Raw genomic sequence first — 14,228 nt, 5'->3', positions numbered from 1 at the left:
CGTTCCCATGTACTAGATCTGCGGGCTGGGTCCGTCGTGGTTTGGGACACCCCGTTTACAGGTGCAACGGATTGTGTATAGAATACTTATAGATGAAATTTGCACTTACTGAAGGTCGGCCTTCCCGTGATGGAGGTGTGGGGATGGCCGGGATGGAAATGGCCGAATCTGTTACATAGGGATGGCGAAAGACGGGTGGACGACAAGCCGAAAGGGTGGGATACGGATGGCGAAGGACGATGGCATGCGGGCGGGGTCAAGGGCTGAATATGTGGAACCGCTTATACCCCAGGATGCTCCGGGGGCAGGCCGGGTGATCCTCCGGGATGGCCGGACGGCCCTACTCCGGTCGGTGGACGGGATGGATGACAGATTACGGGCGTTCGTGCGCCGGGAGACGGGCGATGTCCGATTGCAGCGGTTGTTCGGCGTCGAAGATGGGGCCGACGGGTCCGGGGCACGGACCCTTCTCGGGGTCTTTCAGGGGGACAGGGATGAGCACGGTCTCATCGCTGTGGGAGGGTGGTTTCAGTCCGACCCCTCGAAGCCGTCGGCAGAGGTGGGGTTTTTGGTCCGGAAAGACAAGCGGGGACTGGGTCTTGGCACGATCTTGCTGGAACAGCTGGCGCTGATGGCGCTTCGGCGGGGCCTGGACTTTTTCACTGCCACGGTGGACCCGGACAATCGCGAGATGCTGCAGGTGTTTCAAGACAGCGGGTTTGAAATCAAGACGGAGGAAAAAGGTGCTCCATTGCGCCTGGGTTTTGCCATTCGCCCGAACCGCCGCAGTGTGGAAGGGGCAGAGAGGCGGGAGCGAATCGCCACCGTCGCCTCCCTTCGGCCCTTTTTTCAACCCAAGAGCGTCGCGGTGATCGGTGCTTCGAGGAATCCGGACGCCATCGGGAGGCGGATCTTTGAGTATCTGTTGATGAATCGTTTTGAAGGCCCGGTTTATCCCGTCAATCCCTCCGCCAGGGTCGTCGGCTCAGTGCCGGCCTACCCATCGGTGTCGGCACTTCCGGAGAAGGTGGATCTGGCGGTGATTGCGGTCCCCCGAGATGCGGTGATCCCCACTGTTGAAGAGTGCGGGCGGGCAGGGGTTCGGGCGGTGGTGGTCATCACAGCGGGATTCGCCGAAACGGGAGCCGAGGGTCGGGCCATGCAGGCTCAGTTGATCGAAACGGCCCGGGGTTATGGGATGCGGGTCGTGGGTCCGAATTGCCTCGGGCTCTTGAACGCAGATCCGAAGATTCGCTTGAACGCCAGTTTCTCGCCGATTTTCCCACCCTATGGTCCGGTGTCCATGTCTTCTCAAAGCGGAGCTTTGGGGATCGCCATTTTGCAATATGCGGCGGAGATGGGACTCGGCATGTCGAATTTTGTCAGTGTGGGGAACAAAGCGGACGTTTCAGGGAATGATCTTCTGGAGTATTGGGAAGAGGATCCGAACACCGGGTTGATCCTTCTGTACCTGGAGTCCTTTGGCAACCCCCGCCGGTTCTCCCGCATCGCCCGGCGGGTGGGACGGAAAAAGCCAGTGCTCGTGGTGAAAAGCGGGCGGACGGAAGTGGGGCACCGGGCGGCGGGGTCACACACGGCGGCTTTGGCGGCGAACGAGACGATGGTGGACGCCCTATTCGAACAAGCCGGGGTGATCCGAGCGGACACTTTGGAAGAGATGTTCGACATCGCGGCATTGCTAGCGTACCAGCCGCTGCCTGCAGGGAAACGGATCGCGGTGGTCACGAACGCCGGAGGGCCGGGAATTTTGGCGGCCGACGTTCTGGCGGGCATGGGGTTAAGCCTGCCCGAAACCTCTCCGGAGTTGCAGAAGAGGTTGGGCGAGGTGCTGCCAGCCACGGCGAGCCGCAGGAATCCCATCGACATGATTGCCTCGGCCACGGCGGACCAGTATCGACGAGTCCTCGAAGAAATCCTGGCCAGTCCCGAATACGATGCGGTCATTGTGATTTTCCTTCCGGTGGGACTGACCGCAACGGAAGAGGTTGCCCAGAACATCACCGATGCCCTGAGAACGATGCGTGACCGAGGGATTTCAAAACCTGTGGCCACGGTGCTGATGGGCCAGAGCGTGCCCGCCGCCCTCCGGGTCGGGGACATGTTGATCCCGAATTATCGCTTCCCCGAGGGTGCCGCCCGGGCTCTGGCCCGGGCCTACCGATACGCGGTGTGGCGCGCTACCCCGGAGGGAATCATTCCTGATTTTGATGATCTCGATGTTGACCGGGCCCGGGCGTTGATCAAAGAACAACTGGCTGCTGGTGCCAGTTGGCTGGACCCCGGGACAATGGCCGATCTTTTCACCTGTTTCGGCCTGCCCTGGGCCGGGGGCCGGGTGGCGGCAACGCCGGAAGAGGCGGCGGGGCTGGCTCGGGAGATCGGCTTTCCAGTCGTGGTGAAAATGGTCTCCCGTACGCTCCTCCATAAATCGGAATGGGGCGGGGTGGTGCTTGGACTGACGGACGGGGAGGCCGTCCGTGCCGCTTGCCAGGGTATCCGTGAGCGGCTTGCCCAGGCCGGAAGGGAGAATGAGTTGGACGGGTTCCTGGTACAGCCGATGATTCAGGGTGGGGTGGAACTGATGGTGGGGGTGACCACCGATCCCCAGTTCGGCCCGCTGATCGCTTTCGGTCTCGGAGGGATTTACGTCGAAGTGCTTCGGGATGTGGTGTTTCGGGTCACGCCCCTGACAGATCGCGGGGCCAGGGAGATGGTCCGGGGCATCCGGGGCTATCGGCTGCTTGAAGGTTACCGGGGTCATGCCGCAGCCGATATTCCGGCGGTGGAGGACCTGCTCTTCCGCCTGTCCCGCATGGTGGAGGAGTTGCCCGAAGTGGTGGAGCTCGACCTCAACCCGGTGATGGCCCTGGAGCCCGGCCGGGGGTGCCGAATTGTGGACGCCCGGGTGCGGGTCGCCCGGGCCAGTCGGTAATCATCGCCGAATGGTGAACGTTTGATCGGTCAAGGGCACATCCAGGGACCTGATTTCCACGAGGTCCACCCGGGATCCGGGTGGGCCTTTTTTGACGGCGCGGACAAAGGCTTCCATAGCCTCCGCAGAACCCGCGGCGTTGATTTCCACGGTGCCCTCGGGATGATTTCGCACCCATCCGCGGATGTTGAGGTTGGCGGCCTGTCTCGCGGTGTAGGCGCGAAACCCCACGCCCTGGACTTTGCCATGGACCACGAGGTGTTGGTGAATCATCCGTATGACCCTCCCTACCTCAAATTTTCGGGGTGCCGGTGATAACGACGGTTCGGAATTCTTTCCCAAATCCTCCTCTGATCTTATAATACAGGTACGCGCTTTGGAAGGGGAGAGGCGGCATGCAAATGCTCTTCAGCCACCTATGGGCGGCGGTGGGTGATGGGTGGACGATCCTTTTTACGGCCATCCGGGTCACCGTGGTGTATGTTGTGCTCCTGGGTGTCCTCCGCTGGATGGGGCGACGTCTTCTCGGGCAGATGACCCCCTTTGATCTGGTGACTCTCCTTCTGCTGTCCAACGCTGTACAAAATGCGATGATCGGCCCGGATAATTCGCTGGTCGGCGGCCTCCTCGGGGCATTGATTCTGTTGGTCTGGAACCGGGTGATCAGCCGCCGGACGAAGCTTCGGCGGTTTTTTGAAGGGGCCCCCGTTGTGTTGATCACCCGGGGCCGGGTGGTAGAGGAACATCTTCGCCGGGAAGGGATCGATCTGGAGGAGCTTCTTGCGGCCTTGAGGGAGCACGGGGTGGACCGGATCGACGCTGTGGATGCGGCTGTTTTGGAGATGGACGGCACCATCTCGGTTATCCCGCAAAGTTCGCCGACGATCCACCGGTTGCGCAAGGTGCGTTCCAGTCGCAATCGGTAGGTGAAGATAGATTTCGCAGCTCCATTTTCAACAGGGACTTGACACGGTATCCCTTTTACTTTAGGCGGTGGAAAACGGGATCCGGGAAGGGGTGATTCGAGGGGCGAACGCCGATGTCGTGAGCCAATCCATTTGGGCCAGTCTTCACGGGCTGACATCGCTGTTGTCGGTTTTCCCAGGTTTTTAATGGCAATCTCAGGAAGCTTTGCTCGACTACCATATTAATGCTTTGATGGCCGGATTGGTTTCATGTGAACAGTGTTAAGTTCGGGAGAAGGGGGCCCGTGAAAATGTTGGCGGGGATTCTGCTCGACCTGCCGCCGATTGCCGCTGCCGTTCTGGTACGGCCCTCGCTACTTGTTGCAATCCTTGTAACGGGAAGAATGTAGAACATATCTTGCATTGTCAAATAAACTGTCAAAATCCCAGGGTGTTTGTTCCTGGGATTATTTTTTGTCAAACTTAAGGAGTTCAAGGACAATGAATGAACATTTACCGACAAGTATGGGAAGAAAAGGTGAATACTCCGCGAAGAAATGTTGAACAAGCGAACAACACGCATGGCAAAGTGATATCGTTTCTAACAAACGGCGATGCCGCCGAATTGTCGGCTCTGGGAACCGAAGGTGGCGGCGGCCGGGGATCGAGACTGAGAAGGGGGGATGCCGCATTGAAGCCGGTGAGTGCCGGACGCAAGTCGTTGCTTCTCGTGGTGGGCGCGGCGGCCGCCCTTTTTCTGTCCGGGTGCAGTCCGAACTATCTCGTGTTAAATCCTGCGGGGCCGGTGGGGCGGGAGGAGATGCATTTGATCGTTCTCTCCACCGTCCTGGTGTTGGCGGTTGTCATTCCCGTGTTCGTTTTGCTCGCTTTTATTGTGTGGCGTTACCGGGATCGCCCCGGAAACCCGGCGGCCTATCGACCCGAGTGGTCGGAGAGCCGGATTCTTGAAATCGTTTGGTGGGGAATTCCCATCGTCATCGTCGGCGTTCTCGGTTTTTACACGGCGAAAACTACCTTTGCGCTGACCGAGCCACCTGAATCCAGCACCCAGCCGTTGACGATTCAGGTCACGTCGTTGAACTGGAAATGGCTGTTCCAGTATCCGGGCCAGGGGGTTGCCACGGTCAACTATTGTGAGATTCCCGTCGGCGTGCCGGTTCAGTTCGAGTTGACCGCAGATTCTCCCATGAACTCCTTCTGGGTGCCACAACTCGGGGGGCAAGAGTACGCCATGCCGGGAATGGCCATGCGCCTGTGGCTGCAAGCGGACAAACCGGGCACGTACTACGGACACGGCGCGAATTTCACGGGAGAGGGATTTGCCCATATGGGCTTTAACGTCGTGGCCGTCTCGCAAAAGGATTTTGATCAATGGGTGAGCAAGGCCAAATCCACCGGCCAGACCCTGACCGAGGCCGGGTACCAGCAGTTGAAGAAACCCGGGGTCATGGGGACGACGACCTATTCGTCTTATCCACCGGGGTTGTTTCACGACACAGTATGGAACAATGGCGGACGCTATGATCCAAAAATGGCCGGAATGGGCGGAACCGACGGGCGGGCAGGGATGATGCCGAAGGGGGCCGCTTCGATGCCGGGGACGGGTGCACCAAAATGATGGCGGAGGGGGTGTAGAACAGTGTCGGAGACCCTGCGTAATTTTGCCAATACGTACCTGATGTGGAACGAGGGTCCCCTCATCTGGGGATCGGACGTTTTGATTCTCTTGACGATCATCGGGATCGTCGGGGTTTTGACCTATTTTAAGAAGTGGCGATGGCTGTGGGACGAATGGTTGACCACCGTGGACCACAAGCGCATCGGGATCATGTATCTGATCGCCGCGTTACTGATGTTGTTCCGGGGCGGGGTGGACGCGGAACTTCTTCGCACCCAGCTGGCGATTCCGGGAAATCATTTCTTGGATGCTGCGCATTACGATCAAATCTTTACAACTCATGGCACGATCATGATATTGTTCATGGCCATGCCGTTCATTTTTGCTCTTTTTAACATTGTGGTGCCCCTGCAGATCGGGGCCCGGGACGTGGCATTCCCGTATTTGAATGCCGTCAGCTTCTGGCTGTTTTTCTTCGGCGCGCTTCTGTTCAACATCTCCTTTGTGTTCGGCGGTTCGCCGGATGCGGGCTGGGTGAGCTATCCACCCCTTTCAGAATTGGGGTTTGACCCCGGGCCAGGAGAGAACTATTACTTATTGGGTATCCAAATATCTGGAATTGGCAGTATTGCCACGGGGATTAACTTCCTGGCCACGATTTTGAAAATGCGCGCACCGGGAATGAGTCTCATGCGCATGCCCTTGTTTACCTGGTCGGTCCTCGGGGCGTGTATCATGATCATTTTCGCTTTCCCGGCCCTGACGGTGGCCCTGGCGCTGCTCCTTTTGGACCGGGTGGCGGGAACCCACTTTTTCACGATGTTGCACGGCGGGAATCCGGCGATGTTCGTCAACCTGTTCTGGATCTGGGGCCACCCTGAGGTGTACATCGTGGTGCTGCCGGCTTTCGGGGTGTTTTCTGAAGTGGTGGCCACCTTTGCCCGAAAGCGGATTTTCGGGTATGCCTCGATGGTGTCGTCCCTGATTCTGATTAGTGTCATCAGCTATTTCGTGTGGGTTCACCACTTCTTCACTATGGGAGCGGGCCCGGACGTGAATACCTTCTTTGCCATTGCCTCGATGGCGGTGGGGATCCCGACAGGGGTGAAGGTGTTTAACTGGCTGTTTACGATGTGGCGGGGGAGAATCCGCTTGTCACTGCCCATGATGTGGACCCTGGCCTTCATTCCGACCTTTGCCATCGGCGGGGCGACGGGGGTGATGCTGGCCGTAGCTCCGGCGGACTACCAGTATCACAATAGCTACTTCCTCATTGCCCATTTTCACCAGACGCTGATCGGCGGGGTGGTGTTCGGAATGCTCGCGGGGATGTACTACTGGTGGCCGAAGATGTTTGGCTTCAAGTTGGATGAGCGGTTGGGCCGTTGGGCGTTCTGGTTTTTCAATATCGGATTTTACATCTGCTTTATGCCCCAGTACGCCCTGGGTCTGATGGGCATGCAGCGCCGCATGTACGTCTATCCGGCAGACATGGGCTGGAACACCTTGAATCTGGTGTCGACCATCGGGGCGTATCTCATGGGAATTGGGTTTCTCTTCATCGTGGCCCAGGTGGTGTACAGCATTCGGCACGGGGAGCGGGATTTGACCGGGGATCCGTGGGACGGACGGACGTTGGAATGGTCGTTGCCCTCTCCGGCGCCGCATTATAACTTTGCCGTGATTCCCGTTGTCACCGATCGGGATATGTGGTGGATCCTGAAGCGTGAAGGCCGGGAGGAGGAGTTGATGCCGAGGCCCGAGGAGGTCAAGGACATCCACATGCCCAAGAATTCCGGGGTGCCGTTTTTGATGGGTGTCTGCTTCTTTGTCGGGGGCTTCGGGGTTGTGTTCAATTGGTGGTGGCTGGCGGTGGCCGGTTTAGCCGGGGTGCTCCTGTCTCTGTTGTCGCGTTCGTTCCAGCACGAGGAAGAGTATTCGCTGCCCGCCGAAAAGGTGATTGAGACCGAAATCTCATTGGGGAGGCTGTAAGCCATGGCAGTGGTGGAACGCGAACTGAAGCGGGTGGCCGGGCGAGCCCATCAAGAAGGTCCTCTCCAGGAGGATGCCGGGCGGGGCCCGCTGGAGTATCGAGATCCCCACCAAGCGGTGAAGATCTTCGGGTTCTGGCTGTTTCTGGCCACGGATATGCTGCTGTTCGCCTGTCTATTTGCCACTTATCTCGTGCTCCGGACGCACACGGACGGCGGCCCGACGGCCCGGGAGTTGTTCGACATTCCCGGGTTCACGGCGGAAACCTTTCTCCTGCTCACCAGCAGCTTTACCGGGGGCTTGGCGACGCTGGCCATGCGCCGGGATCGGCGGAATCAAGTTCTCGGGTGGCTGGCGGTGACGATGGCCCTGGGCCTTGGGTTCCTGGGCCTCGAGATCAAAGAGTTCGCCGCCGATGTGGCGGTTGGTGCCACCATGCAGCGGAGCGGATTCTTGTCGGCGTTTTTCACCCTGGTGGGGACCCACGGGGCTCACGTGACCTATGGCATTCTGTGGATGCTGATGGTTTTCATCCAAGTGTCCCGTCGGGGATTGACCACGCAAACGGCCCGCAAGGTGTTCACGGTTAACTTGTATTGGCATTTTCTCGACGTGGTGTGGGTGTTCATTTTCACCGTGGTCTATCTTTTCGGGGTGGTGATGTGACGTGGCGACAAATGAGACGGGGGCAGCATCGGGGAGCGGAGCGGCCCCCCGGCATGCCCATTCGGGGGACGGCCACTCCGCGGGCAAATACGTCCTGGGTTATGTGGCGTCCCTGGTGCTGACGGCCATTGCCTTCGGGCTGGCCTTCACCCATACCCTGACGGCGAGTCCGCTGGAGTTGGTCCTTTTGGTGCTGGCGGGATGTCAGATTCTGGTGCAACTTTTCTTCTTTATGCACGTGACGGAAGGAAATGGGCCGGCCTTTCATTCGGTGGCCATCCTGCTCGGGTTTGTGTTCACTTTCGCTGTGGTGCTGATGTCGATGTGGATCATGACTTTCAGTTCCCAAGTCGCTTAATCGGGGGTGGGCCAGACGGCACCGAGCGGCGCGTCTGGCCCACGCTTTTTTACAGTTCGTCTTCCATCATCAACTCGATGATGTACCGGGCCTGGCGAATCGCTAAGGCACTGATGGTCAAAGTCGGATTTTCTGCAGCGCTGGTGGTAAAAACGCTGCCGTCTGCAATAAAGAGGTTTTTCACTTCGTGCGCCTGGCCGTATTCGTTGACGACAGATTCGTCCGGGTCTGTACCCATCCGGCATGTGCCCAGGTTGTGGGTGGCGGGATACGGAGGTGTGTCGAATACTTTGTACGCTCCTGCCGCGGTGTACAGCTCCCGGGCTTTCTCCCACGCGAATTGTCGCATCGCTTGGTCATTGGGGTGGTCGTTGTAGGTCACGACGGGGATGGGCATACCGAATTGGTCCTTCTGATAGGGATGAAGGGTGACCCGGTTGTCGGGCTGGGGCATATCTTCCCCCACAATCCATAGGCCGGCCATATGGGTGTATTGCTCCATCAGCTCTGCCAATTCCTTTCCCCACAGCGCCCGCCGGTCTTTTGTGGAGGTCAAAGGCCCGGGCTGTACAAAAACCGATGTAAAGGACGGTCCCAGCATGATCGTTTCGAAATGGAATCCCCCGACGAAGCCCCTCCCCGATGGGTCGTTTGACGCAAAATCATCAATGAGGCCCATCATGGTGATCCCTTTATAGGCGTGCACAGGCTTGGGGAACAGAGCATAAGAAGATGCAGTCACGTGGCGCATATAATAGCGCCCGACGGTGCCGCTGCCGTTGGCAAGACCGTTGGGAAACTTTCCGGATACTGAGTTGAGGAGCAATCGCGGGGTTTGGATGCTGTTGCAGGCGACGACGACGGCTCTGGTTTTCTGTCTGACCAGCTGTCCGTCGCTTTGTGCATAGATGACTCCGTCGACCAGTCCGTTCGAATCCACGGTGATGGAAAGAGCTTGACAGTTTGACCGCAAATCCAGCCAGCCGGTGGCTTCCGCTTTTGGAATGGCTTCATACAAACTGCTCCATTTTGCTTGGTTGCGACATCCCTGAAAACAGTACCCTCGTTGGGTGCATGCCCCGCGCCCATCATAAGGCTCCGTATTGATGGCGATATAACCTGGGCGTGCATGGAGTCCGATTCGCTCGGCCCCTCGTTTCATGACCAAGTAGTTGGTGTTTCCAGGTGGGAGTGGCAATACCCGACCCGCCACGCCCATCACTTTTTCGGCTTCTTCATAATAGGGCAACAGGTCACTGTAGTCGATTGGCCAGTCCCGCAGATCGGCGCCGGGAATGTCTCCGTAGGTTGTCCTTGCCCGGAATTCATGGGGTTGGAAGCGAAGTGCGGCTCCCGCCCAGTGGGTGGTGGTGCCCCCGACGGTTTTGCAAATCCAGGTGGCCATCCCCGTTGCATCGTTTCCTTCTGTCACGACAGGGTCCAGCCATGAAAGTTTGTAAAACATCGCCCACTCATCTTCTTCAAAATCTTTGTCCGGGTCGAGTCGAGGTCCGGCTTCCAGGGCAACCACTTTTACGCCCTTCAGGCACAATTCTCGAATGACATTGCCACCCCCGGCTCCGGTCCCAATCACCACGACATCGGCCGGTTCGTCGTAAGGAACCCGCAATGGCGCACGCGCCATGTGATCATCCCCCTTTAAAGTTGCCTATCATCGTTAGTCCCACGGCAAGTGATCAAACCCTTTGCTGAGGTAGCCGGCTCCATCCCGTTGCTCCAGGCCGGGATAACCGATCACTTCCCATACAGCATGGCGATTATAAAAGTCGGAAATTGTTGCGTTGATTAGGTTTTGGAAAAAAGGGGTATCTTCGATTCCGCGCAGTAGCGTGTCTTGTTGGTCAGGTTCAAGGTCAGAAAAGGCGTGACCGAACGTTTTCTGCGAGTGGAGGTTCAACTCCCGGAGTTTGGACCTCACCTCTTGTCTGAGGAAAACTTGGTCAACGAGCCGGGCGTCGTATGACTGGGCCGTCAGCCAAATCGCTTCAATCAAGGTGGGATGCGTGTGGGGGACAATTCGCCGCATGACGGCTACCAACGTGAGAGCTTCTTCAGGAGTCAGCGCTTGAAACGCAATCGACTGTAGGCTTTCCATTAAGAACCCCCATTTCATTGGTTTTATTCGATTTATTCCGTTTATACTATATAATTCTATTCCCTGTGAGTCAATCACAAAAAAGCCCCCGGCTCGCGGGGTGTGGGACAGCGTTGGCCGCCCCTGGAGGGTGTGGCTTTCAGTCTTGGTGAATCGCCGGCCTCTTTGTTAGGATAAAGGAAGAGTGGTTCCGCGTGCTGAACGGGTGTGCAGGGAACCAACCGCCTCGGTGGGCGTTCGGAAAGGATGAGAGAAACATGGCAACGAGGGATTTGACAGTGGTGCTTCAAGTCGCCGAGCGGGCGGCGGAGGCGGCGGGGGAGTTGATCCGGCAGTGGTCCGGCCGACCGGAGGTGGTGGATACGAAAAGCGGGCCGCACGATTTGGTGACTGAGGTGGATCGGCGGTGCGAAAGTGTCATTCGGGAAACTATTCGGGACGCGTTTCCGGATGATTTTATCCTCGGGGAAGAAACGGTGGCGCAATATGGAGGCGCAGAAGTTGTCCTGGGAGCCGAGCATGAAGATCTGTGGGTGGTGGATCCCATCGACGGCACGACCAATTTTGTCGCGGGGATCCCCTTTTGTTCTGTGTCCATAGCCTATGCGCACCGGGGCATCCTCGAGGTGGGGATGGTCTATCACCCGTACCTGAAGGAACAATTCAGTGCGGTCCGGAGCGGCGGGGCCTTTTTGAACGGCCGACCGATCCGAGTTTCATCCGCCTCGACCCTGTCCGAGAGCGTCCTCGGGACCGGTTTTCCTTCAGGAGAACACGCCCGGGCGGTGAACACCAAGGGGATGGTGGACCTGGCCCCTCGGTGTCGAAACATCCGGACGCTGGGGTCCGCCGCTTTGCATTTGGCATACGTGGCTTGTGGCCGACTGACCGGGTTCTGGGAGACTCATCTAAACCCTTGGGACATGGCAGCGGGGGCCCTGCTTGTCCAGGAAGCGGGTGGCCAAGTCACAGATATCGAAGGGCGCCCATATACATTAGAGGTCAGGCACGTGGTGGGCACAAACGGCCTCATTCACGGCGAACTTCTCGGCCGGTTAAAAGGGGCCATGGCGGCGGAAATTTAGAGGTCCAAGTCGAAAAGTACGATGGGAAGGTAAAATAATCATAAAGAGAGAGACGGGCCGCGAAGGAGGGATGAAGGTGACGATCGGATTGGCGCTAGGGGGCGGGGCGGTTCGAGGGCTTGCCCATATCGGCGTGTTCAAGGTACTGAAACGTTGCGGGATCCCGGTGGATTTTATCGCCGGCACCAGCATCGGGGGAGCGGTGGGCGGCCTTGTGGCGGCGGGGATCGATATCGAAGAAATCGAGGATTTTATCCTGTCCCGGCGGTGGTACCGGCTGGTGGACGTCGGGGTGGGAAAAGGCGGGATTTTGTCGGGAAATCGGCTTCGGGGCGCCCTGGTGGAACTCATGAAGCAAAAAGGGCTCGATAACATGCGCATCGAGCAGCTGCCCATCCCCTTCCGGGCTGTGTCAGTGGATTTGGTTACCGGGAAACCCTTTGTATGGGAGCGGGGGAGGCTGATTCTCGCCATCCGGGCCACCACGTCGATCCCGGGGATTTTCGCACCGGTGGCGTATAAGGGCATGGTGTTGGTGGACGGAGGAGTTTTGAACAACCTGCCGGCGGATTTGGTGCGCCAGGCGGGGGTGGACCGGGTGATCGCCGTGGATGTGGAGCGGGAGCACGAGGCCCGGGAGCCGCGAAACATGCTGGAGGTGCTGTACCGCTCGTACACGATCATGTCCGTCGCTTTGCGCCGGTCGAATCTCCGCTACGCCGACTTGGTGCTTCGTCCCGAGGTGGGGCGGATCTTGGCTCTTGACGTCACGAAAATGAAAGAATGCGTGGATGCGGGGGAACAGGAGGCGGAACGCCACATTGAGGAGATCCGGAGTTGGGTTTCGCACCCCCTTTGTCCCAGTCGGCCGAGCCCGGTATAATTGGGATGGCAGATGAGAGGACGGGAGGGTGAGACGGTTGATCCGACCCGCCGTAAAAAAGGCGCTGGCGGCCGCCATTGCGGTGTTGATCATCGCTGCGGGTGTTGGCGGTTGGGCCTGGTTTCGGCCAACGGCCGCGGGAGCCCCGGTGGTGGTGGTCATTCGTCCGGGGTCGTCAGTGGGCGATATCGCCGATGAGTTGCAGCGGGCCGGACTCGTACGTCATGCGTCGGCATTCCAGGTTTACGTATGGGGCAGGCGATTGGCCCCGCAGTTGAAAGCTGGGCGGTATCAGTTTGTCCCCGGGACAAGCATTCCGGCCTTGGCCTGGGCCATTGCCCAAGGCAAAGTGAGTCCGGATGTGGTACGGGTCACGATTCCTGAGGGATTCACCGTTGAACAAATCGCCGATCTTTTACAAGCCCAGGGGGTTTGTTCAAAGGCGGATTTTCTGCGGGAAGTGGACCACGGTCAGTTCAAGGGGGCGATTCTCGCTTCCATCCCCAAAGGGGCACCGATGAAACATCGGCTGGAAGGGTATGTGTTTCCCGATACGTATTTTTGGGAAAAGCACAGCCCGGCACATCAGGTGATTCAGGATATGATTGACAACCTGGCCGCTCACATTCCCCAGGACTGGATTCGTACGGCTGAGGCCCGGGGGGAGAGTTGGCACGCGGTAATGACGGTGGCTTCGATGGTGGAGAGGGAAGCGAAAGTCCCGGCGGAGCGCCCACAGATAGCCGGAGTGATTTATAATCGTTTGCGCAGCCGGCCACCGATGCCTTTACAGGTGGATGCGACGGTGGAGTATGCGGTGGGTTATAAACGGGCATTGACCTACCAAGATCTCCGGGTCGACAGTCCGTTCAACACCTACATCCATACGGGATTGCCTCCAGGTCCTATCGCGAATCCGGGATTAGATTCGATCAAAGCCGCCGTTTTCCCGGCGAAAAACGATTACTATTACTATGTTGCAAAAGGGGATGGATCCGGGGAGCATTATTTTGCTCGGACCTATGCGGAACACCTTCAGAATGAGGAGAAGGCCCAGGGATCTTCGCCGTAGCCCGGGGACCGGCAAAGCGAGGGCGTAGGATGAAAAAAGAGTCGTACATGTCTTCACATCCGGGAACGAGGGAGGGAACGAAGACAAGGGAGCAGCGCCGGCCCGGGGGAGCGGAGGTGCGGTCACCGGGCACTGGACCGAAGCGGAGGCGCCCGGTGCTGATCGGGATCGCCGGGGGAACCGGATCGGGGAAATCGACGGTGGCCCGGGCCATTTCCCGGCATATCCACCGAAGAAACTTGGCCATCGTCGAACAAGACGCGTATTATCGCGATCAAAGTCATTTGCCATTAGAAGAGCGCAAGCGGGTAAACTACGACCATCCGGACGCTTTCGACAGCGACCTGCTGTACGACCACGTTTGCAAACTTTTGCGGAGGCAGCCCATTGAGAAACCCGTGTATTCCTTTGAGCAACACGTTCGCCTCCCAGAGACGGTTCATGTGGAAGCCCGGGACGTCATTGTACTGGAGGGGATCCTGGTACTGGACGATAAACGGCTGCGGGATCTGATGGATATTAAGATCTATGTGGACACCGATCCCGACGTCCGGGTGAT

At 58.3% G+C, this 14,228-nt stretch carries 13 protein-coding genes; 10 read left to right on the top strand and 3 right to left on the bottom strand.

The genetic code is table 11. The features are described from left to right. Nucleotides 1–226 precede the first annotated feature (226 nt). Nucleotides 227–2,953, top strand: a complete 2,727-nt coding sequence (locus K6T64_RS11615; protein ID WP_288010309.1) for a bifunctional acetate--CoA ligase family protein/GNAT family N-acetyltransferase — start codon at nt 227–229, stop codon at nt 2,951–2,953. Here K6T64_RS11615 and K6T64_RS11610 read toward each other — a convergent pair whose 3' ends face one another. Further along, nucleotides 2,954–3,226 carry an acylphosphatase gene (locus tag K6T64_RS11610; RefSeq protein ID WP_013075163.1) on the bottom strand — a complete coding sequence of 91 codons (273 nt, stop codon included), beginning with the start codon at nt 3,224–3,226 and terminating at the stop codon, nt 2,954–2,956. A 122-nt stretch (nt 3,227–3,348) separates the two neighbouring features. Between K6T64_RS11610 and K6T64_RS11605 the strand changes: the two genes are divergently transcribed. The 5 genes from K6T64_RS11605 to K6T64_RS11585 all read left to right on the top strand — a co-directional run bounded on the left by K6T64_RS11605 (nt 3,349) and on the right by K6T64_RS11585 (nt 8,513). Further along, complete coding sequence (locus K6T64_RS11605; RefSeq protein ID WP_288010306.1) at nt 3,349–3,879, top strand: DUF421 domain-containing protein; 531 nt, start codon at nt 3,349–3,351, stop codon at nt 3,877–3,879. A 484-nt stretch (nt 3,880–4,363) separates the two neighbouring features. After that, a complete protein-coding gene (locus K6T64_RS11600; protein ID WP_288010304.1) occupies nt 4,364–5,497 on the top strand; it encodes a ubiquinol oxidase subunit II in 1,134 nt (377 codons plus the stop codon). A gap of 21 nt (nt 5,498–5,518) precedes the next feature. After that, nucleotides 5,519–7,489, top strand: coding sequence for a cbb3-type cytochrome c oxidase subunit I (locus K6T64_RS11595; RefSeq protein WP_288010303.1), 1,971 nt, complete (start codon nt 5,519–5,521; stop codon nt 7,487–7,489). Between the two features lie 3 nt (nt 7,490–7,492). Continuing rightward, nucleotides 7,493–8,155 carry a cytochrome o ubiquinol oxidase subunit III gene (gene cyoC / locus K6T64_RS11590; protein WP_288010301.1) on the top strand — a complete coding sequence of 221 codons (663 nt, stop codon included), beginning with the start codon at nt 7,493–7,495 and terminating at the stop codon, nt 8,153–8,155. Nucleotide 8,156: 1 nt separating this feature from the next. After that, nucleotides 8,157–8,513, top strand: coding sequence for a cytochrome o ubiquinol oxidase subunit IV (locus K6T64_RS11585; RefSeq protein ID WP_288010300.1), 357 nt, complete (start codon nt 8,157–8,159; stop codon nt 8,511–8,513). Nucleotides 8,514–8,562: 49 nt separating this feature from the next. Here K6T64_RS11585 and K6T64_RS11580 read toward each other — a convergent pair whose 3' ends face one another. Together K6T64_RS11580 and K6T64_RS11575 are read right to left on the bottom strand one after the other, a co-directional pair. Continuing rightward, on the bottom strand, nt 8,563–10,158 hold the full coding sequence (locus K6T64_RS11580) for a GMC family oxidoreductase (protein ID WP_288010298.1): 1,596 nt from the start codon (nt 10,156–10,158) through the stop codon (nt 8,563–8,565). Nucleotides 10,159–10,191: 33 nt separating this feature from the next. Further along, entirely contained in the window at nt 10,192–10,629 is a 438-nt protein-coding gene (locus tag K6T64_RS11575; protein ID WP_288010297.1) for a gluconate 2-dehydrogenase subunit 3 family protein, read from the bottom strand. 257 nt (nt 10,630–10,886) lie between these two features. Here K6T64_RS11575 and K6T64_RS11570 point away from each other — a divergent pair, with 257 nt between their 5' ends. From K6T64_RS11570 to udk, 4 genes are all read left to right on the top strand, one after another. Continuing rightward, on the top strand, nt 10,887–11,714 hold the full coding sequence (locus tag K6T64_RS11570; protein WP_170085875.1) for an inositol monophosphatase family protein: 828 nt from the start codon (nt 10,887–10,889) through the stop codon (nt 11,712–11,714). 76 nt (nt 11,715–11,790) lie between these two features. Further along, on the top strand, nt 11,791–12,597 hold the full coding sequence (locus tag K6T64_RS11565; RefSeq protein ID WP_288010296.1) for a patatin-like phospholipase family protein: 807 nt from the start codon (nt 11,791–11,793) through the stop codon (nt 12,595–12,597). Nucleotides 12,598–12,625: 28 nt separating this feature from the next. Then, entirely contained in the window at nt 12,626–13,669 is a 1,044-nt protein-coding gene (mltG, locus tag K6T64_RS11560; RefSeq protein WP_170085874.1) for an endolytic transglycosylase MltG, read from the top strand. 116 nt (nt 13,670–13,785) lie between these two features. Next, nucleotides 13,786–14,228 (top strand): uridine kinase (udk, locus tag K6T64_RS11555; RefSeq protein ID WP_288010331.1); only part of this gene is annotated, 443 nt, incomplete at its 3' end.

The sequence above is a fragment of the Kyrpidia sp. genome (assembly GCF_023512215.1).
GTDB lineage: Bacteria > Bacillota > Bacilli > Kyrpidiales > Kyrpidiaceae > Kyrpidia > Kyrpidia spormannii.
This window is presented reverse-complemented; position numbering and strand designations above follow the sequence as displayed.